This window comes from Croceitalea dokdonensis DOKDO 023 (assembly GCF_001306415.1).
GTDB lineage: Bacteria > Bacteroidota > Bacteroidia > Flavobacteriales > Flavobacteriaceae > Croceitalea > Croceitalea dokdonensis.
Genome location: NZ_LDJX01000001.1, coordinates 590981 through 610998, shown reverse-complemented (window position 1 = coordinate 610998; position 20018 = coordinate 590981). Strand labels below are relative to the sequence as shown.

The following is a 20018-nucleotide window of genomic DNA, read 5'->3' as shown; positions in this document are numbered from 1 at the left end:
ATTATGGAAACAGAAAACAAAAAAATATTATTGGTAGAGGACGATCCCAACTTTGGAATCGTACTTAAGGATTATTTGCAGATGAATGATTTTGATGTCGTTCTGGCAAAGAATGGAATGGAAGGTTTTGAAAAATTCAAAAAAGACAATTACGATGTCTGTATATTGGACGTTATGATGCCTTACAAAGACGGCTTTACCCTTGCTAAGGAAATTAGGGAAAAGAATGAAAATGTCCCTATCATTTTTTTGACGGCCAAAACAATGAAGGAAGACGTTTTAAAGGGATATAAGGCAGGGGCGGATGATTACTTGAACAAGCCTTTTGATTCTGAGGTACTTTTATTAAAATTAAAGGCCTTGATGCAACGCAAGGCATCCAATACCTTGGCGGATAGCAAACAGTTTGAGTTTGAAATTGGGAACTTCCATTTAAATTCAAAACTACGGTTTTTAAAATACAAGGATGAGGAGCCGATAAAACTATCCCCAAAAGAAAATGAACTACTCCGTCTATTGGCTTTGCATGAAAATGATTTAATGCCAAGGGAACTGGCACTCACCAAGATATGGAGAGATGATAATTACTTCACCTCCAGAAGTATGGACGTGTATATCGCCAAATTAAGAAAATATTTAAAACGGGATGACGTAGTAGAAATTTTGAATATCCATGGGGAAGGTTTTCGTTTGGTCGTGAAGACAGATAGCGAAAGTTAGTCCTTATCCAAACATAAGAGACAGCCCTCTTAGTTATAAGCTATGAGGGCTTTTTTTATGCAATAAAATAAAGGAGGGAAACGCTTAGCATGCCAGTAAGGGCCAACAGCGTTGTCATCATGGTCCATGACCTAAAAGTTTGCTTCTCGCTGATGCCACAATACTGTCCTACGAGCCAAAATCCACTATCATTTACATGGGAAAAAATACTGGCACCGGATGCAATGGCAATAACAAGGCAAGCTAATTTCCAATCGCTCAATGGTGCATTTTCCAATAATGGCGAAATGAGTCCCGCAGCGGTAATCATGGCCACTGTGGAGGACCCCTGGATAATCCTTACGATTGCCGCGCTTATAAATGCAAATAAGAGAATGGGGAACCCTATGTTACTTAAAGAGACAGCCAATAGTTCACCGGCCCCCGTATTGGTAAGCACCTGTTTAAAGACACCACCAGCACCTGTCAATAAAATAATGGACCCTGCCGGAGCCAAAGACTTACCAGTAATCTTAAACAATTGATTCTTGGTATACCCACGCCTTATTCCAAAAAAATACCAAGCCAAAAAGTTGGCCAACAATAAGGCACTAAAAGGGTGCCCAAGTAAAGCGATAATGTCTAGCACCAATGGATGCGTGATGCCAAAAGCCCCTGATTTGGTTACGGTATTTAACACGATAAGAAATATTGGAACACAAATAACGCTTAGGGTCAGCCCGATATTTGGTTGCGCTTGATGTTGGTCTTGGGTTACCTGCTCTGGTGCGATCACATGAATTTTTTTTGAAATAATCTTACCAAATAACAGCCCACTGACCAAGGCCGTAGGGATACCAACCGTAAACCCCACCACTATGACCCATCCCAATTCCGCACCAATTATGTCCGCAACGGCTATTGGGCCAGGAGTAGGGGGAATAAAGGCGTGGGTTATGGCCAACCCCGCTAGCAAAGGAATGGCATAGAGCAATAAAGACTTTCCTGTTTTACGCTGTAATGCGTACACCATGGGAACAAGTATAATAAAGGCAACATCAAAAAATACGGGAATGGCAATTAAAAAACCGGAAATCACCATAGCCGCAGGCGCATTTTTTAGTCCAAATTTTTTCACCATAAAATCCGCAATGGTCTTGGCTCCTCCTGAGGCTTCCAAAATAGCCCCGAACATAGCCCCTAGACCTACCACGGTAGCCACAAAACCAAGGGTATTCCCCATGCCCTTTTCAATGGTTGCTATTATTTGATTAGCATCAAGCCCTGCCAGTAATCCCACGGCAATACTGGCCATTAATAGTGCGATAAAGGCATTAATCTTTAATCGTAAGATTAGGAACAATAACAGTGCAATACCTCCCAGAACCGCCATGATAAGTTGTACATCCATTAGTCCAATGTTTTTAATTGTTGGGAAAGCTGGGTGAGTACCGTTTCAACATCATCTTCCACAGATACGGTAATAGCTTCCGGGGCAGTGGGTGGTTCTAAGGTTGCAAACTGGGATTCCAAGAGGCTTAAAGGCATAAAATGGCCTTTTCTGTGCTGCAATCGGGATTTTATGGTTTTGAACGAGGCTTGTAAAAAGATGAACATAACTTGGCCTTCCATGCGCATCTTCAAGGTTTCCCTGTATTTTTGTTTAAGGGCAGAGCAGGCAATGACCGCTCCGTCCCGCTGCATTAGGGCTAGGTTATTGAGGGCCAACAGCCATTCCTGTCTATCGCTATCATTCAAGGGTTTTCCAGAGGTCATTTTCTCCACATTGGTTGTAGGGTGATAATCATCCCCGTCATAAAAGGGTATATCCAGTATTTTTGCCCATGCCTGGCCAATGGTGGTCTTTCCGGTTCCAGAAACCCCCATAATAAAATAGACGGTTTTTCTCATCTTCAGTTGGTTAGACATTTAATTGCTTTAGGACATCCTCAATGGGCAGGTCGTGCGGAAACCATTGAATTTCCTTGTTTTTTCTTAACCAAGTCAGCTGTCTTTTTGCGAATCTACGGGTGTTTTTTTTAATTTCTTCGATAGCGGTATCCAAATTAATGACACCCTCAAAGTATTTGAAAAGCTCTTGATAACCAACGGTTTGTAATGCGTTCAGGTTCTTATGGGGCAGTAAGGTTTTAGCCTCTTCCACCAAACCTGCCTGTAACATTTGATCTACACGTGCATTGATGCGGTCGTAAACCATGGTACGTTCCGCTTGTAGTCCCAAATAAATGGTTTTAAAAGGTCGTTCTTTCTTTTTTTGTGATAGATAGGAACTGTAGGGCCTTTTGGTTCCAACACATATTTCCAATGCCCTGATTACGCGGTAAGGATTATTGAGGTCTACTTTTTGGTAATAGTTGGGGTCCAGTTGTTTTAATTGTTGCTGTAGGTAAGGAAGACCTTGAGCCTTCCATTCCATGTTTAGATTTTCACGTATACTGGGAGCTACTTTTGGAAAGACATCCAAACCGTTGATGACAGCATCTACATAAAGTCCGCTGCCACCCACCAAAATAACAATGCCTTTATGCTCAAACAGTTGTTCCAATAGCCTTAGGGCATCGGACTCAAAATGACCAACACTATACGCGTCAAAAATGCTTTTATGTTGAATAAAATGATGTTTGGTTGCGTTCAACTCTTCTTTGGAGGGTACTGCCGTACCTATATGCATTTCTTTATAGAATTGCCTAGAGTCTGCGGATAATATCTCTGTATCAAATGTATTTGCCAAATCAATTGCCCTTGCGGTTTTACCAATAGCGGTTGGCCCAACAACTGCAATTACCGTTTTAGTATTCATAAATGGTCTCCGCAATTGTAACAATATTTGGCGCCATCCCGGTGGCCTTCGGCGGCACATGATGGGCAGCATTGTGTATTGGTATGTACTATTGCATTGCCTGAATTTCTATTTTTTCCGTATTTGGAAAACTCTACGGTTACTATGCCTGTTGGAACGGCGATGATACCATAACCCAATATCATAATAACGGTGGCAATAAACTGTCCCAAATTGGTCTGTGGTGCTATATCCCCGTAGCCTACCGTGGTTAAGGTTACTATGGTCCAATAAATACTTCTTGGAATACTCGTAAAGCCCGCTTCATCTCCTTCAATTAGGTACATTATCGTGCCCATAATTATGGATAGAATCACCACAACGTAGATAAAAACAGCTATTTTGGCCCTACTCGCCTTTAAGGCAGCGCGCAACTGTGAGGCCTCTCCCAAAAACTTCACCAATTTTAAAATTCTGAATATCCTTAACAAACGCAGTGCCCTAACGGCAATTAGCGCTTGGGAACCCACAAAAAAATAAGACAAATACAATGGTAGGGTAGACAGCAAATCAACCATACCATAAAAACTAAAAATATACTTAAAAGGTTTTTTAATGCTTATGATTCTTGCGAAATACTCAAAAGTGAAAAATATGGTGACCACCCATTCCAGTATCAAAAGCGGTTGGTGGAATTTGGCGTCTATACCTTTAATGCTTTCCAACATGACCAGCATCACACTAAGCACTATCAAGACAACCAAGGTAATATCAAAAATCTTGCCCGCAGGTGTATCTGCTTCGTAGATAATTGTATGCAACTCATGTCGCCAACCAGAATGAACTTCCTCTCTTTCCAAAAAATTAATTTAGGTCCACTACCTTAAGCCTATGCTTTCTTCGTAAAACCGATTCTATTATAAACGTAGCGTAATCATTGCCATTGATAGGCGTAATCAGATTTTCTAAGATACTAATATTATTTAGTTGGTGATTTAATTCCGTGAATCCATAGCCTCTAAACCTCCCTTTTTGGATTAAAACCACACCTTTTTCTCCTTGGGCTCTTCCCTTGTCGATTAGGATGGCGTTTCTACCGTCTATACTGTACCTTAAAAATAGCGCTTGTAGCGCGTTTTGTTGTTCCTCTGTTGTTTTGTTACTATATCCCCTAAGTTCCATGTTTATTTTCTGGGCAAAATCCGCTGCCGCTTTTTTGGAGGCGAAACTACTTAGCCTATTGGGCTGTCCATAATTTTTTTCTACCCGAAAAAAGCCCTCCCCTGCGGAACCTCCTGTTAAATAAACTCCGTATTGAAATCCTGTTTTTACCTTATCGGGTTGAAGTTTTGGGCGGTTATTTTCTTTTTCAAACTGTTCCTTTAATAGGGCTATTACATCACTTCCCGTGATTTCAAACGTTACTTCCTTGGTTTCTTTTTGCAGTTTTCTGGCTAAATCCCCCACATTGGTAAAATGTTGGTTCACCCTTTTTTTTATGTTTTTTGTCTTGCCAATATATAGTAGTTCCCCTTTTTTACTGTAGAGGTAATAGACGCCGGTCTCAGAGGGCAGCTGTTCTACCATATCTAGCTGTTTGTGGGAGAGTTCCCCCGAACTTTCTTCCCGTATGACCTCTGTGATGATTGTCTTACCGCTATCTTTGGTAAGCAATAGTTTAAAAAGTTTTAAGGTGGCCAAAGCGTCCCCATTGGCACGGTGCCTATCTGTAACGGGAATGCCAAGGGAGCGCACCAACTTGCCCAGACTGTGTGATTCTGCATCTGGTAATAGTTTTTTGGAAAGATCTACGGTACAGAGTGTTTTTCGCTTATAGTCATATCCCAGTCGTCTAAATTCTGTTCTTAATATACGGTAATCAAACTGGGCGTTATGGGCCACAATTACAGCATTGTCAGTAATCTCAATAATGCGCTTGGCCACTTCATGGAATTTTGGTGCAGATTGCAACATTTTATTGTTTATTCCCGTGAGGTTTGCCACAAAAGGTTGTATTTTCCTTTCAGGATTTATTAAACCAATAAATTTATCTTCTACTTGTAGTCCATTGAACCGGTGTATGGCAATTTCCATAATTCCTTCTTCATTGTACTTTCCCCCCGTACTTTCTATGTCTAATATGGCATATATCAATCCTACGCTGCTTTTAGTTGTAATTTCTTGCACCAAAGATACTGCTTCCAATACGCACCATGGTACTACCTTCGTCAACGGCAATGGTATAATCCCCGCTCATACCCATGGAAAGTACATGAATTTCTGGCAGTTGTTCTTTTAGCCCTTCAAAGGTAGTTTTAAGTCCTTTGAATTCCCTACGCACCTGTTCCAAATCCTTGGTAAATGTTGCCATTCCCATTAATCCTTCAATTTTTATGTTTTGGAGCGATTTAAATTCATCATCATTAACCAGTGCTATCAATTCATCTTGGTCCAGCCCAAATTTAGTATCCTCTTCGGCAATATGCATTTGAAGCAGACAGGAGATGGTGCGGTTGTGCTTAAGGGCTTGTTTATTTATTTCCTTTAGGAGTTTAAGGCTATCCACCCCATGGATCAAATCCACATACTCGGCCATATATTTTACTTTGTTGCGTTGCACGTGCCCAATCATATGCCATTGAATATCTTTGGGCAATACCTCCCATTTTTGGGTCATTTCCTGAATTTTATTTTCCCCAAATACTCGTTGCCCTGCCTCATAGGCTACCAAGAGGTCTTCTGTGGGCTTGGTTTTGGAAACGGCGACAAGTACAACGTTTCCGGGAAGGGTGTTTTTAATGGAATGTAGTTTTTCTGCTATGGACATATCAAAATTCCTAGAGTTCATAAATAGCTAGCCCGCTGCGTAATTTGGGTTCTATATAAGTGCTTTTAGGCGGCATTACCAAATCCGCATCCGCAACGGCCATGATTTCTTCAATGGTTAGGGGCAGTAATCCAAAACCTACCGTAAATTCCCCTTGGTCTATGGCATCCTTCATTTTTAAAATGTTGTATTTGCCATGGCGGTAGGCAATGCGTTTATCATTCCGCAGATCTTGTATCCCCAAAATTGGTTCTAAAATGGTTTTGAACAATATTTGTGTATCCAAAGCACTTAAAGGGTCATCCATATCGTACACCTTTTTTCTTAGGTACAGCGAATAGTATTGACCATCCAAGTACATGCTAAAATGATGTTTTTGTGATGGATTATAGGGATCATCTTTTTTTTCTTCAATCCGATAAAAAGTGTCGAGCTGTATCAAAAACTCTTCTTTTGAGAGGCCGTTCAGGCCCCTAATGAGGCGATTGTATTCATAAATCCTTATTTCCGATTCAGGGATTAGATAAGACATAAAATAATTATAGGCCTCCGTTCCCATATGGTTGGGATTATTGGATTTTCTTTCCTCGGAGAGCAAATAGGATGATGCACTTCTGTGATGGCCATCTGCAATGTACAGCGATGGCATCTCACTAAAGATATTCTCTATTTCCGTAACTATCTTGGGTGCATCAATACGCCAGATTTGGTGTTTGGCCCGGTCCGTGGTCGTGAAATCATAAAGTGGTTGCTCCTTAATCTTTCTGGCCCAAATTGCTGCAAGGCGTTTATCATCCTTGTGGGCCATCAATACAGGTTCTGCATTAAAGCCAACCGTGTTCAGGTAGTCCGCAAAAAGCACTTCACGGTCCTCTAGGGTGTCCTCATGTTTTTTTATGATACCGGTTTCATAATCTTTTACGCTGGTGGCACAGAAAAAACCTAAACTTTTATGCCCTTGGTCCTCTATTTGATAGAGATAGAAAGACGGTGTTTCTTCTTGGATAAAAATTTGGTCTTCCAGAAATTCCAAATAGCGGTTATGCACCAGTCTAAAACGTTCTTTGCCCCCAACGTCTTGATGGAACTTATATCCCGGATTGATGATATGTAAAAACGAAAATGGGTTATACGTTAAGATGGCGTCACGTTCTACGGGGTCATAGGCTTCATAGGATTTAGAAGCTACGTGCACCACCTTATCCCTTGTTGGGCGTATGGCCTTAAAAGGTTTGACTATCGCCATTCTAAGCAAATTGTGCGGACACCTTTTCCGCTTTTTTACCCTGGGAATAGTCATAAAAACCTTCGCCAGACTTTACGCCGAGTTTACCCGCCATGACCATATTTACCAATAAGGGACAGGGTGCATATTTAGGGTTTTTGAACCCCTGGTACATCACTTTAAGAATAGACAGGCATACATCCAGCCCAATAAAGTCTGCAAGTTGTAGTGGCCCCATAGGATGCGCCATACCTAATTTCATCACCGTATCAATTTCTTGAACCCCCGCCACTTGGTGGTATAGTGTCTCTATGGCTTCATTGATCATGGGCATGAGAATACGATTGGCCACAAAACCCGGATAATCGTTAACCTCGGTAGCTGTTTTGCCTAAATTTTTTGAAAGCTCCATGATAGTATTGGTGACTTCGTCAGAAGTACTGTATCCCCTAATAATTTCAACCAATCGCATTATTGGAACGGGATTCATGAAGTGCATGCCTATTACCTTGTCCGGTCTGTTGGTTGCGGCACCAATCTGGGTGATGGATATGGAGGATGTGTTGGAAGCCAAAATGGTGGATGTCTCACAGTGCTCATCAAGGGTTTTAAAGATGTCCAGTTTAATGTCAAGGTTTTCTGTGGCAGCTTCCACCACCAAATCAACCTCGGCCACCCCATCCTTGATTTCCGTGAAGGTCCTAATCTGGGAAAGGGTATTGTTTTTGATTTGCTGAGTGATTTTTTCTTTTGCCACCATTCTATCTAGGTTGGAGGCAATAGTGGCTAAGCCTTTGTTCAAAGAGGCTTGGTTCACATCTATGAGCTTCACCTTGTACCCATGCTGGGCGAAAACATGGGCTATTCCATTTCCCATGGTTCCCGCGCCTATTACCGCTATATTTTTCATTTATTAGTTAATTAAATTCTTGTATGATTTGTAGTGCTACCCGCAGCGCCTTTGTTCCTTGTTCCAAAGTTACTATGGGCGTAGTGTTGTTTTGTATGGCATCTGCAAAGCTGTTGAGCTCATCCAAAATGGCATTGTTTGGGGCTATGTCCGGGTTTTCAAAATAAATTTGTTTTTTTATTCCCTCGGCGTTTTGCAGTATCATATCAAAATCCCCTGGGGTTTCCGGAGCCTCCTTCATTTTCACCACTTCCACCTTTTTTTCCAGAAAATCTACCGAGATATAGGCATCTTTTTGGAAAAATCGTGATTTCCGCATATTTTTTAGGGATATCCTACTTGCTGTTAAGTTGGCAACGCAACCATTTTCAAAAGCAATTCTTGCATTGGCAATGTCTGGGGAACTGCTTATGACAGAAACACCACTGGCATTGATTTGTCTAACGTTAGAATGTACCACGCTTAGAATGGCATCTATATCATGAATCATCAGGTCCAGGACTACGGGAACATCCGTACCACGTGGATTAAATTCTGCCAATCGGTGGGTTTCAATGAACATTGGTTGTTGAATTTTGTCCTTAACAGCGGTGAATGCGGGATTAAACCTTTCCACATGCCCAACCTGCCCCTTTACCCCAAACTTTTTCTGAAAACCAACTAGTTGTTCGGCCTCTTCCAAGGTATTGGTGATAGGTTTTTCAATAAAGATATGTTTCCCATTTTCCATGGCCTTTTTGGCACAATCAAAATGGGAAAGGGTAGGGGTCACAATGTCTACCACATCAACAGCTGCAATTAAATCGTTGATGTTTTCAAAATAGCGGTATCCAAATTCGTCCACTACTTTTTTTGCGCTAATTTCATCTGGGTCGTGGAATCCTACCAATTCATATTTTTCGGATTCATTCAAAAGTCGCAGGTGTATTTTCCCCAGATGTCCAGCCCCTAAAACGCCAGCTTTCAGCATAATTCGTAAGTTTTTCCAAAAATAGGGATAACCACAGAATTGTATGCCCCAAGTGGTGCCCAGAATTGCCGAAGTTTCATAATTTCGTAAACCAAACTAGACTATGCAGGATACACTTAGGCACCAAGGACTGCGCAATCAACTGGCAGAATTATTAAGTACAAAAGGGATTGTGGACCTTCAGGTGCTCCATGCTATAAGACAAGTGCCCAGACATTTGTTTTTGGATAGCGGTTTTGAAGCACATGCGTACCAAGACAAGGCTTTTCCCATTGGGGCGGACCAAACTATTTCACAACCGTATACCGTAGCTTTCCAGACCCAGTTGTTACATGTAAAACCTCAACAAAAAATATTGGAAATAGGGACTGGTTGTGGCTATCAAACCGCGGTGTTATTGGAACTTAAGGCCAAGGTGTTTACGGTGGAGCGACAAGGCGCCCTATTTAAAAGAACCAAGCTTTTCTTTGGTAAAATGGGCTACAGGCCAAAAAAAACCGTTTTTGGCGATGGATACAAAGGTTTACCGGAACACGCACCTTTTGATGGTATTATTGTTACGGCCGGTGCACCTGAGGTGCCAAAGGCGCTGCTGTCCCAATTAAAAATTGGAGGGAGATTGGTAATACCAGTCGGTGCCGATAGCCAAGTAATGACCTTGTTTGAAAGGACCTCCGAAAAGGAATTTAAGAAGACGGAATATGGTGATTTTAGGTTTGTTCCCTTATTAGAGGATAAAAACTAAAATTGAATGCCAAAGTTTACCCCACGTTCTGTGATGCCTTGAAAGTGTCCTTGAACGAAGCCCACCCTTAGGAATCTGAACTTTTTCCAGCCCAAATTGCCCAACGCAACACCAAACTCTGTGTATGCACTGGTATTTTCTGTGGACAGCACTTTTCCGCTGATAATCAAATGGCTGCCCAACTTTTTAAGCAATGGAATCTTGTTCATGATAAACCCCTGAAAGTTATGCTCCGCATGTCCCTCAAAATATTGCCCATTGGTGCTAAAGTCATAGTATGGCAAAAAGAAAAAGGAGTTTAGGTAATTCAATCTTGTTACCCTTGTTCTATTCCCGTTAAAATGTTGGAAGTCCACAAAGGAAATATTGTCCGCATTTATGAATGTTCCCGCTTTTAGGTTGTAGAAAAAACGGCCCTTATCACCTACAGGGAAATCTTGGGCCAAACGAGCTTTAAATTGGCTATAATTATTGGATGGATTGCTACTGGCAAAACCGGTTTCATAGCCCAAGTATAGCGTAGGATAACTATCATTCGTTAGGTTAAATTTTCCGTCCGGGTAGTTTTGGTATTTTTGACCAAAACGTATCCTGGTGGTAAGGCTTAGCTTTATAATTTCATGGGTCGCAATGGCGGGGTCCACAAAATTGTCTGGTTGTAGAGGATTGTTGGAAGTGTAGACGTCGTCCTCATCATCAATGAGAACATAGTCAGCGGTATTAAAAAGCGGTTGCCTTTTCTCAAACCCAACATTCAAAAAAGTGTATATTCCATTGACTATTTCCTGTTGATAGTACACTTCGGCAAATGTTTTGTCATAGAATTTGGCTAGGTTATCTTCAAAGAATAAGCTGGCAAAGGTGTTCCCCAAAGGCTTAATGGGTTCCTCATTGTTAAACTGCAACGCCTGGTTGCCCACCCTTAGCCTTAAGAATGGCCGAGAAAACGTATTGAATCTGTAGGAAACCGAGCCAACCGGTCTAAAGCGCCTATCAGAAAAACCATAATCGAAATCAATTCCCAAATTTAAGCGGGTCCCTTTTTCTTCGTTCAATTTTGTATAGTCAAAATTTAGGCCCGTATGCCATCCTTGGACGGTATTGAACTGTAAAGCGGAAATTAGGGAAGATACCGTAAAATACTTTTCTTTAAACGTATTGCTATGGGTGTATCCAAAAAAAAGCGAACCTATCCCAAACTTATTGCCTTTTGCATCAACCGAATCCAGATATTGTTGGGATTCTCTTATAACTTGAAGGCTATCCTTGACCACATAATCCGAACGTTCTTCTTGGGTTAGGGGAACAGGCCTTACCGTATTCCAAAAAATGGAGTCTTTTTTATTCGCATTGTCCACAAAACTTAAAACTTCGTTCCCAAACGTTTTTTTTGTAAAATTGGGTTGTAGTTCATAGTTCTTGTATCCTGCGGTAAAACGCCCCTCACCTTTAAAACCAAAGATATTGTACTTAAAATCAAAACTTTGCAATGTTTTTAGCCATGTGTCCGCGCTTTTAAGGTAGTTAAAACTCTGTTTTATAAAAAAAGTGTCCACGGGTATTATTTTGGCCTGTTCGCCGGTCACCGCAAGTTCTACGGCGTAGATGGCCCAATTATCTTCAATGATATAGATAGTTCCATTAAAAACACGGTCCTTAGGTCTTCGTGGTATCACTTGGATTTGATTCACCAAATTGCCCAGGTCGTCATAAAATGTTCCCAACAGACGGTACCTGTAGTAGTTGAAGGCATTGTCCGCGATAGGAGAAATCAGTTGGTTGCCCAGTTCCACGGTATTTTCATAAAATGAAAAGTTGACATCTGTGGATGTGTTGAAGCTGAATCCGTTATCATCCCCGCTTACCTTGGACGCTATGATTTTTTCCTTAAAGTCGTTATTCCTTTTTGATATGTCCGAAATAGTCTCGGACAGATACACAATGCCTGACCGGGTAGAGTCCAACCCTCCGCCCAAGTCCCCAACATCCTGGCCCAAAATTCTTTCTGGCGCGTCCTTAATTTTTATCAGTCCTTTGGAATAAAAGCTAGCGGTAAAATTTTGAAGTTCCTTTTGATATTTTTTACGGCTTTCTATCGCATTTTGTATCACCCTGTTCGCCGGATTTTCCTTGGCCGTAATAGCAACCTCATTGAGGGTTATGTTTTCTGGTTCTAAGCTAATGTTTAAAGTGAATGCTGTACCAGTTACCGTAATTTGCTTTTTTTTAGTCGTGAACCCTAAGTATTTAAAGACAATGGTATATGTCCCAGGTGAGGCAACCTCCAACTCATAGAACCCATTATCATTGGAGATGGTTCCGTTAATGCTACCTTCATAATAGATACTGACAAATGGTAAGGGGTTGTTTTCCCCATCCGTTACCTGTCCTTTGATTTGCCCATTGGAAGTATGATGAAAAAAGAGGAAACAAAAGAAAAAATAAAGCAGACGAAAAAGATTGGTACGAAGCATAGAACAATATTACATCAATCGTAAAACGGTTCAAGTTTAGTAAATGTTAAATAAATTAGTTGTTGAAACTTTTTTTAATACGTGCCAAATTCTTCTTGTTGTCCCTATCCTTAATGGTCTCACGTTTGTCGTAAAGTTTTTTCCCTTTGGCCAATCCTATGTTTACCTTGGCCAACCCACGATCATTTATGAACATTTTTAAGGGTACAATGGTAAGGCCGCTTGTGGCTACTTCCTTACGTAGTTTTTTAAGCTCCCTTTTGTTCAAGAGTAATTTACGTTCTGCCTTTGGTTTGTGGTTGTAGTGACCACCATGGCTGTATTCATCTATTTGCATATTAATGACAAAAAGCTCTCCATTGTCATTAAATTCGCAAAAACTTTGTGAAATGGAGGCCTTGCCCAGTCTTATGGACTTAATTTCCGTTCCACCTAGCACAATACCAGCGGTAAAGGTTTCTAAAATCTCGTAATCAAAACGAGCTCTTTTGTTTTTAATGTTAATGTTTGCTTGCATACACGACAAAAATAAACTAATTGGCCTGTTTTTACTTGAATTCTATGAGAATGAAATATGATATGTTAGCATTTATGATGCTAATGCTCTTTTTTTCATGTACGGAGCAAAAGGAGCCTATTACCGCCAAATTTATCGTAGATAAGGGAATTGCGGTCAGTGGAGGGGAACAGTATGCCACTTCCAAGGTGCGTTTTAAGTTTAGGGATGCGTATTACGAAAGTGAGTTAAAGCAAGGCAAAAAACTGTTAAAGCGCATTACCATGGTTAAGGGTGTTGAAACCACTGATGTAAGGTTGGGAGACAGTTTTCAGCGCTTTGTGAATGATTCTGTGGTTCCACTAACGGATTCCTTGGCCAACGGGTATTCCAATTCCGTGAATTCCGTTCACTATTTTTCAAGATTGCCCTATGGTCTTAATGACCCCGCGGTGCACAAAAAATTACTGGGTAAGGAAGCCATTAAGGATGTTACTTATTTTAAGCTACAAGTAACCTTTAGCAAGGATAATGGAGGCGACGATTTTGATGATGTCTATGTATACTGGTTTGACGTAAAAACGTTTAAACCAAAATACCTTGCCTATACCTTTCAGGTCAATGGCGGTGGGATTCGTTTTCGGGAGGCGGTAAACGAGCGCTACGTGAATGGTATACGCTTTGTAGATTATAACAACTACCGCCCAAAAAGTCCTTTAAAAGACGTTGTAAAAGTTGGCCAGTGGTTTGAAGCGGACAGCTTGGAGTTGCTTTCTAAAATTGAAATAGAAAACATCCAGGTAATTGGTAACGACTAGTTGATCTGTAGCCTGATATCCGTGGCAACGCCATCCACAATCTGGACGATGAACAATGCCCCATTGTTGGTATCGTCCATAGGGCTATATTTTTCTTCACCCAATAGTTTGTTGACCATATTTGGAGTGGTATTACTATGTCCCACAATTAAAACTTGAAGCCCTGAATTATCTTTTTTAAAGGTTTCAATGTCCATAGTGCTAGGGTCATAATAATCTATGTCCAGGTCTTGTTTCACGGAAACTGGTGCCGCGGTCATCCTTGTGCGTTCAAAATTTGTCGAATACAGCGCATCAAGAGGAATGTTATCAAATATATTGGCCCAGTTCATTGCCCTGCCCAAACCATCTTGGTTCAACTCCGGATCTGCGTTATTGGGATCCGTTCTATCCTTTTCTGCATGTCTAATTAAATAAAAAGTAGAAATTGTGGGTTCCTTGTTTATTTCTATATCTTTATTCCCACTATTTTTCTTGTCATTACATGAGATTAGTCCTACACCAATTACGGTTAGAATTACCAAAGGTTTCAAGAAAAATTTTGTAATAGTTAGATGCGACGCCCCCATATTTTATTATCAGATTTAAGTTAAAAGTACCACTAATTTTAATCAACCTAATGGCTAAGTTACTTACTACAACGTTTATTGTACTGCTAATATTTTCCTCCAATGCACAGGACGGGGCATTGCCACCAGACATTAGGCAGCATAACCTCACACAGTTTAATGCAAGTTTGTTTAACCCGGCCTTTTCTTTTGACCGCAATAAACCGCGTTCTGTGGCGCTTTGGTCCCGTTGGCAGTGGCAAACCATTGATACAGATCCGTCTACGATGTTTTTTAACTATACCCAGCGTTTTGGGGCACAATCTTCTGGTGGTATTGGTTTTTTTCAGAATAATACCGGGTTGTTTTTAAATAGGGGTGGGGTATTGAATTATGCCTTTGCGATACCCTTGGGTGAGGAGGTGAATTTAATATTTGGTGCCAATGTGCTGGGATATCAGCAAGAACTTGCAGATACAAGAGTTATATTGGGTAATCAACCCTTACCGTTTCCAAACAATGATGACCCACGTTTTATTGCAGAGCTGGCTCCAGGTCTTAGACTGCAGGCAAAAAGTTTTAGTATGGGCATGTCCGTTGAGAATGCTTTAAATTTTGATTTCACCAATAGCGAGCGCTTGGAAACCGAGCGTATTTTTTCAGGAAGTATTAGCAATGACTTTCCGGTGTATCTTTTTGATGAACTGAGTTATGTAAGGCCTATACTATATGCCCGTTCCATACCAAATCAAGATTTTCAGTACGGGCTGGCTACCCTTTTTACCACCCCAAAATTTTGGGTGCAAGGCGGTTATAACAGCTTTTATGGTGTATCTGGAGGGGTAGGGGCAACCTTTTTTAAAAAATTGTCCCTTGGTGCCTTGGTGGAAAGTGGCCTAAATGAGGCCATCCAGAATGAAGACCCTACATTTGAGTTGGTCTTGGCGTATCACTTTGGCGAGCAAATGTATGAGCCAAAAGAAAAGGAAGAAAAACTATCTCCTGAGGAAAAAATGGAGGAAATTGAAAAGCAACGCCAGCAAGAAGAGGCTGAAAAAGAAAGACTACGCTTGGCCGAAGAAGCACGTCTTGCCCAATTAGAGAAAGAAGCTATGTCAAAAAGGCGGGCAGAGGAACTGGCCGCAGTGAAAGAACAACTACGGCAAGATAGTATTGCCAAAGTAGCAAGGACCAAGGAAGTGGAAATCATGCCCAATGAAAAATACCAAGAGGTAAATTCCGCAGAAGGACTGCAGCCTGGGTTCTATTTAATCGCCAATGTTTTTGGCACTAAAAAATATCTTGAAAACTTTAAGAGTAAATTAGAGGCACAAGGCTTGCTACCCAAATCCTTCTATAGGAGCGTTAACAAATTTAATTATGTTTATTTGGCCAGGTATGAGACCATTGACGAGGCTAGGGCTGCACGTGCCAGCAAGTTTGGTGGCAAATACAAAGACGCCTTGTGGATTTTTAGGGTAAGGGGAGAATAAGCACTATTTTTTAATTTCTTGGCCTACCAAGTAAGATAAGTAAGTGGTGGTGTTCATTAAATACTTTCTATCCCTTGTCATGGTGCCCATGGCCACAGCACCCTGCAAAATAGTATATAGTTGTTTGGCAAACTGAAGCGGTGGTACGGGTAGCTTTATTTCCGCTGCCTTTGCCCCATTTTCCAGGACCAGTGCAATTTTTCCTTCAATTTCTTTTGCTGTTTCCTTAACCGCAGCGGACAGCAATGGATTGTTATGATGTGCATCTACGCCTGTATTTAATATGGGGCACCCCCCCAGGTTTAAGGTAAAAACGTCATATTGCTTATAAAACAATAATAAAGCTTCAATTTTGGCCATAGCAGACCCGTCAACGGATAGCACTTCATCAATTTTGGCCAATAATAAATTTTTGTTGTATTCAAACGCAGCGAGTGCCAAAGCTTCCTTGTTTTCAAAGTTCCCGTAAATGGCACCTTTGGTCAACCCGGTAGCTTCCGTTAAATGGCTCATACTGGTTCCTATATACCCATGTTTATTAAAGATGGGGGCCACCGTCTCAATGATAAATCTTGTGGTTCTTTCGGCTTTTGTACTCATATCTGATGGTCTCGCTAGTTAAGGGCAAAGCATATCTCCAATTATTTCTATCCTATTTGTAATTTCAATATATAAGGTATAGATTTCTGTTACAGTGATGGGGTATAAAGTATCCCCTGGGGGCTAAGATATAAAAAATATATACTGTATGGTATGAAAAAAAAGGTGTCCATATATACATGGACACCTTTTACACCTTTACACAACTTACAGTTCTAAAACTATAGCTACGCTATCTGGTTTGCTGGAGCCTATCTTAGGTGGTTTTAGCCTACCAGTTCATTTTGGTTTCTAAAAACAAGTTGATTGTCAAAACAATCCAGTAAGACAATACTGTCCCGCTTTACCTTTCCGGATAGTAGGTCCTTGGATAGCTGGTTAAGCACCTCTTTTTGTACTAGGCGTTTAATTGGCCTTGCTCCGTATTGCGGGTCATACCCTTTGTTGGATAGGTATTTAAGGGCTTCATCCGTTGCGTCCAAGGTAATCTGCTGTTTGGACAGTTGTCGCTTTAGCTGGTCTATCTGTAATCCCACTATTTTAAAAATATCTTTTTTGCTCAGTGGGGTAAACATAATGATGTCATCTATACGATTTAAAAACTCTGGTCTAATGGTTTTTCTGAGCAATGCCATGATTTCTATTCTGGCGGACTCTGATGCGCTATAAACATCTGGGTTGTTATCAAATTTTTCTTGGATGATGGTACTGCCTAAATTACTGGTCATGATAATGATGGTATTCTTAAAATCTGCAACCCTTCCTTTATTGTCCGTTAGCCTGCCCTCATCCAATACTTGTAATAAAATATTAAAAGTATCGGGGTGTGCTTTTTCAATTTCATCCAAAAGCACCACCGAATAAGGTTTTCTTCTTACCGCTTCTGTTAGTTGTCCTCCTTCATCATAGCCTACATATCCTGGAGGGGCACCAACAAGCCTACTGGCTGCATGTTTTTCTTGATACTCGCTCATATCAATTCTGGTCATCGCATTTTCATCATCAAACAAATAAGCGGCCAAGGTTTTGGCGAGTTCCGTTTTGCCTACCCCCGTGGTTCCTAAAAATAAGAAGGAACCTATGGGCCTTTTGGCATCCTGTAATCCCGCCCTACTGCGTCTTATGGCATCGGACACGGCTTCTATGGCCTCTTCTTGCCCTACAACGCGTTTGTGGAGCACGTTTTCCAGTTTTAACAGCTTATCCTTTTCGCTCTGTAGCATTTTGGTCACCGGGATTCCCGTCCATTTGGCAACCACCTCGGCAATATCATCATTGGTGACTTCCTCTTTTATTAATGTATTGGTCTGCTGTTGTTCTTGTAAGGTAACATTCAATTGTTCCAGGGATTCTTGGGCTTCTTTAATTTTTCCATAGCGCAGCTCCGCGACCTTGCCATAATCACCATTACGTTCTGCACGTTCTGCTTCTAATTTAAACTGCTCAATATCCTGTTTTATTTTTTGGATGTTATCCACCACGGATTTTTCACTTTCCCATTGGGCAAAAACACCATGGCGCTCCTCTTTAAGATTGGCGAGCTCTAAATTCAACGATTTTAATTTGGTTTCGTCATTTTCCCTTTTGATAGCTTCAATTTCAATTTCCAGTTGCATTATCTTTCGATCAAGGACATCCAGCTCTTCTGGTTTGGAGTTGATTTCCATCCGTAATTTTGATGCGGCCTCATCAATGAGGTCAATGGCTTTGTCCGGCAAGAACCTGTTGGTAATATACCGCTGGGATAGGGTAACGGCAGATATGACCGCCTCATCCTTTATCCTTACCTTGTGGTGTGCCTCATATTTTTCTTTGATGCCCCTTAGGATGGAAATGGCACTTTCCGTATCTGGTTCATCCACCACTACTTTCTGGAATCTTCTTTCCAAGGCTTTATCCTTTTCAAAATACTTTTGATACTCATCCAAAGTAGTTGCCCCAATGGCCCTTAACTCGCCCCTTGCAAGGGCCGGCTTTAGGATGTTTGCTGCATCCATGGCACCTTGCCCACCGCCGGCACCCACCAAAGTGTGGATTTCGTCTATAAACAATACAATGTCTCCGTCAGAGGTGGTGACCTCCTTGATAACCGCTTTTAATCGTTCTTCAAACTCGCCTTTGTATTTGGCACCCGCGATAAGTGCGCCCATGTCCAAAGAATAAATAGTTTTGTCCTTTAAGTTTTCTGGAACGTCTCCTTGAACGATACGGTGGGCGAGGCCCTCTGCGATGGCAGTTTTGCCAACACCGGGCTCACCAACTAACATGGGATTGTTTTTTGTCCTTCTGGATAGAATTTGCAAGATTCGCCTTATTTCCTCATCGCGTCCAATGACGGGGTCCAGTTTACCGGAGTCTGCAAGCTGATTCAGGTTTTTGGCATATTTCTCCAAAGAATTGTAGGTTTCCTCGGCACTCGCCGATGTTACCTTGTCCCCCTTTCGCAATTCATTAATAGCCGCTTTTAGCGTATCCACTTTAATCCCCTGATCTTTTAGGATTTGACCAATTTTACTTTTAGATTGTAAAATGGCCAGAACCAAATGCTCAATGGAGACAAACTCATCACCCATTTTTTTTGCAATGTTGCTGGCTTCTCCCAGTGTTTTCCCGGCTTCCCTAGAGAGCATGATATCCGCTCCAGAGACCTTGGGAAAACGCTCCAATTCCTTGTCCAAAATTTGATACATCAAAGATGTATTGACACCCATTTTTTTCAGTAGAAATGGTAAAACATTCTCGTCTACTTGTGTGATGCCTTTAAATAAGTGTTCATTTTCTATTTGTTGATGACCAAAGCCCTGGGCAATTTGCTGCCCTTGCTGTATGGCCTCCTGTGATTTTATGGTATAATTATTAAAATTCATGTTTTTGTTTTTCCTTTAAAAAGCAAGAATTTCACCAAAACTGTTATACTGGCAAAATGTCCGGTAATCAGTTGTTTTTCACGACATTTAGTCAGGTTATTGAGGTCTTGACAAGTGATTGGGAAGTCTTAACTTTGTCCTATGGGATTATTTAACAACTTGTTTTCTGGAGGTAATGGAGATGATGCCCCTAACGCTAAGATTGCTTGGACAGTTTTAGAGAATGAAAGCCAACTGGAAACCATTTTACGGGACTCTAAAACCAAGACACAAGTAATTTTTAAACACTCCACAACCTGTGGCATTAGTAGAATGGCACTTAATAGGTTTACGGCCAACTTTAGTTTGGCACCCAATCTGGCAACCATGTATTTTTTGGACTTACATGCTTTTAGGAAGGTATCTAATACGGTTGCCGCAAAATTTAATGTGATTCATCAGTCACCACAACTCATTATTATACGAAATGGAGCGGTAGTTTTCCACACTTCTCACGGGGCTATTCCAGAAGTAAACTTGGAAACTTACGTTTAAGGGTTTTCACCA

The 20018-nt window shown here is 41.1% G+C and carries 19 protein-coding genes; 5 read left to right on the top strand and 14 right to left on the bottom strand.

Annotated features, from left to right (window positions below):
- Positions 1-3: 3 nt before the first annotated feature.
- Positions 4-720: a response regulator transcription factor gene (locus I595_RS02590; protein WP_054557818.1), complete on the top strand. Its 717-nt coding sequence runs from the start codon at positions 4-6 to the stop codon at positions 718-720.
- 55 nt (positions 721-775) lie between these two features.
- Here the strand turns inward: I595_RS02590 and I595_RS02585 are convergent, their stop codons facing one another.
- The 9 genes from I595_RS02585 to I595_RS02545 are packed head-to-tail and all read right to left on the bottom strand — an operon-like array spanning position 776 to position 9431.
- Positions 776-2110: a GntP family permease gene (locus I595_RS02585; RefSeq protein WP_054557817.1), complete on the bottom strand. Its 1335-nt coding sequence runs from the start codon at positions 2108-2110 to the stop codon at positions 776-778.
- Positions 2110-2610 (bottom strand): gluconokinase, encoded by a 501-nt coding sequence (locus tag I595_RS02580; protein WP_054558021.1) that lies wholly within the window; start codon positions 2608-2610, stop codon positions 2110-2112. Before I595_RS02580 ends, I595_RS02585 begins: the two co-directional genes overlap by 1 nt.
- A gap of 10 nt (positions 2611-2620) precedes the next feature.
- Entirely contained in the window at positions 2621-3520 is a 900-nt protein-coding gene (miaA, locus tag I595_RS02575; RefSeq protein WP_054557816.1) for a tRNA (adenosine(37)-N6)-dimethylallyltransferase MiaA, read from the bottom strand.
- Complete coding sequence (locus tag I595_RS02570) at positions 3517-4359, bottom strand: ion transporter (RefSeq protein ID WP_054557815.1); 843 nt, start codon at positions 4357-4359, stop codon at positions 3517-3519. Before I595_RS02570 ends, miaA begins: the two co-directional genes overlap by 4 nt.
- Positions 4360-4363: 4 nt before the next feature.
- Positions 4364-5731, bottom strand: coding sequence for an exonuclease domain-containing protein (locus I595_RS02565; RefSeq protein ID WP_316934153.1), 1368 nt, complete (start codon positions 5729-5731; stop codon positions 4364-4366).
- Positions 5667-6326, bottom strand: coding sequence for a YggS family pyridoxal phosphate-dependent enzyme (locus tag I595_RS02560; RefSeq protein WP_054557814.1), 660 nt, complete (start codon positions 6324-6326; stop codon positions 5667-5669). Before I595_RS02560 ends, I595_RS02565 begins: the two co-directional genes overlap by 65 nt.
- Before the next feature lie 10 nt (positions 6327-6336).
- On the bottom strand, positions 6337-7572 hold the full coding sequence (locus I595_RS02555) for a DUF1015 domain-containing protein (RefSeq protein ID WP_054557813.1): 1236 nt from the start codon (positions 7570-7572) through the stop codon (positions 6337-6339).
- Between the two features lies 1 nt (position 7573).
- Positions 7574-8461, bottom strand: a complete 888-nt coding sequence (locus tag I595_RS02550) for a 3-hydroxyacyl-CoA dehydrogenase family protein (RefSeq protein WP_054557812.1) — start codon at positions 8459-8461, stop codon at positions 7574-7576.
- 7 nt (positions 8462-8468) lie between these two features.
- Positions 8469-9431 carry a Gfo/Idh/MocA family protein gene (locus tag I595_RS02545; RefSeq protein WP_054557811.1) on the bottom strand — a complete coding sequence of 321 codons (963 nt, stop codon included), beginning with the start codon at positions 9429-9431 and terminating at the stop codon, positions 8469-8471.
- A gap of 103 nt (positions 9432-9534) precedes the next feature.
- Here I595_RS02545 and I595_RS02540 point away from each other — a divergent pair, with 103 nt between their 5' ends.
- On the top strand, positions 9535-10176 hold the full coding sequence (locus tag I595_RS02540) for a protein-L-isoaspartate(D-aspartate) O-methyltransferase (protein WP_054557810.1): 642 nt from the start codon (positions 9535-9537) through the stop codon (positions 10174-10176).
- Here the strand turns inward: I595_RS02540 and I595_RS02535 are convergent.
- Complete coding sequence (locus I595_RS02535; protein ID WP_054557809.1) at positions 10173-12650, bottom strand: DUF5686 and carboxypeptidase regulatory-like domain-containing protein; 2478 nt, start codon at positions 12648-12650, stop codon at positions 10173-10175. The genes I595_RS02540 and I595_RS02535 overlap by 4 nt on opposite strands.
- A 55-nt stretch (positions 12651-12705) precedes the next feature.
- Entirely contained in the window at positions 12706-13167 is a 462-nt protein-coding gene (gene smpB, locus I595_RS02530; RefSeq protein ID WP_054557808.1) for an SsrA-binding protein SmpB, read from the bottom strand.
- A 44-nt stretch (positions 13168-13211) separates the two neighbouring features.
- On the opposite strand from smpB, the gene I595_RS02525 reads away from it, so the two are divergent.
- Positions 13212-13964, top strand: coding sequence for a DUF6503 family protein (locus I595_RS02525; protein ID WP_054557807.1), 753 nt, complete (start codon positions 13212-13214; stop codon positions 13962-13964).
- Here the strand turns inward: I595_RS02525 and I595_RS02520 are convergent.
- On the bottom strand, positions 13961-14497 hold the full coding sequence (locus I595_RS02520; protein WP_245628209.1) for a SixA phosphatase family protein: 537 nt from the start codon (positions 14495-14497) through the stop codon (positions 13961-13963). The genes I595_RS02525 and I595_RS02520 overlap by 4 nt on opposite strands.
- 86 nt (positions 14498-14583) lie before the next feature.
- Here I595_RS02520 and I595_RS02515 point away from each other — a divergent pair, with 86 nt between their 5' ends.
- A complete protein-coding gene (locus I595_RS02515) occupies positions 14584-16005 on the top strand; it encodes a PorP/SprF family type IX secretion system membrane protein (RefSeq protein ID WP_054557805.1) in 1422 nt (473 codons plus the stop codon).
- A gap of 3 nt (positions 16006-16008) precedes the next feature.
- On the opposite strand, the gene I595_RS02510 is transcribed toward I595_RS02515, so the two are convergent.
- Positions 16009-16605, bottom strand: a complete 597-nt coding sequence (locus I595_RS02510; protein WP_054557804.1) for a TetR/AcrR family transcriptional regulator — start codon at positions 16603-16605, stop codon at positions 16009-16011.
- Between the two features lie 266 nt (positions 16606-16871).
- Positions 16872-19472: an ATP-dependent chaperone ClpB gene (clpB, locus tag I595_RS02505; protein WP_054557803.1), complete on the bottom strand. Its 2601-nt coding sequence runs from the start codon at positions 19470-19472 to the stop codon at positions 16872-16874.
- A gap of 141 nt (positions 19473-19613) precedes the next feature.
- Here clpB and ytxJ point away from each other — a divergent pair, with 141 nt between their 5' ends.
- On the top strand, positions 19614-20006 hold the full coding sequence (gene ytxJ, locus I595_RS02500; RefSeq protein WP_054557802.1) for a bacillithiol system redox-active protein YtxJ: 393 nt from the start codon (positions 19614-19616) through the stop codon (positions 20004-20006).
- Positions 20007-20018 lie beyond the last annotated feature (12 nt).

Excerpts from the sequence above, each read along its gene's own strand:
- ytxJ (WP_054557802.1), top strand. The coding sequence starts at position 19,614 with ATGGGATTATTTAACAACTTGTTTTCTGGAGGTAATGGAGATGATGCC.
- I595_RS02540 (WP_054557810.1), top strand. The coding sequence starts at position 9,535 with ATGCAGGATACACTTAGGCACCAAGGACTGCGCAATCAACTGGCAGAA.
- I595_RS02560 (WP_054557814.1), bottom strand. The coding sequence starts at position 6,326 with ATGTCCATAGCAGAAAAACTACATTCCATTAAAAACACCCTTCCCGGA.
- I595_RS02545 (WP_054557811.1), bottom strand. The coding sequence starts at position 9,431 with ATGCTGAAAGCTGGCGTTTTAGGGGCTGGACATCTGGGGAAAATACAC.
- smpB (WP_054557808.1), bottom strand. The coding sequence starts at position 13,167 with ATGCAAGCAAACATTAACATTAAAAACAAAAGAGCTCGTTTTGATTAC.
- I595_RS02555 (WP_054557813.1), bottom strand. The coding sequence starts at position 7,572 with ATGGCGATAGTCAAACCTTTTAAGGCCATACGCCCAACAAGGGATAAG.
- I595_RS02510 (WP_054557804.1), bottom strand. The coding sequence starts at position 16,605 with ATGAGTACAAAAGCCGAAAGAACCACAAGATTTATCATTGAGACGGTG.
- I595_RS02535 (WP_054557809.1), bottom strand. The coding sequence starts at position 12,650 with ATGCTTCGTACCAATCTTTTTCGTCTGCTTTATTTTTTCTTTTGTTTC.
- miaA (WP_054557816.1), bottom strand. The coding sequence starts at position 3,520 with ATGAATACTAAAACGGTAATTGCAGTTGTTGGGCCAACCGCTATTGGT.
- I595_RS02585 (WP_054557817.1), bottom strand. The coding sequence starts at position 2,110 with ATGGATGTACAACTTATCATGGCGGTTCTGGGAGGTATTGCACTGTTA.
- I595_RS02590 (WP_054557818.1), top strand. The coding sequence starts at position 4 with ATGGAAACAGAAAACAAAAAAATATTATTGGTAGAGGACGATCCCAAC.
- I595_RS02550 (WP_054557812.1), bottom strand. The coding sequence starts at position 8,461 with ATGAAAAATATAGCGGTAATAGGCGCGGGAACCATGGGAAATGGAATA.
- I595_RS02525 (WP_054557807.1), top strand. The coding sequence starts at position 13,212 with ATGAGAATGAAATATGATATGTTAGCATTTATGATGCTAATGCTCTTT.
- clpB (WP_054557803.1), bottom strand. The coding sequence starts at position 19,472 with ATGAATTTTAATAATTATACCATAAAATCACAGGAGGCCATACAGCAA.
- I595_RS02580 (WP_054558021.1), bottom strand. The coding sequence starts at position 2,610 with ATGAGAAAAACCGTCTATTTTATTATGGGGGTTTCTGGAACCGGAAAG.
- I595_RS02515 (WP_054557805.1), top strand. The coding sequence starts at position 14,584 with ATGGCTAAGTTACTTACTACAACGTTTATTGTACTGCTAATATTTTCC.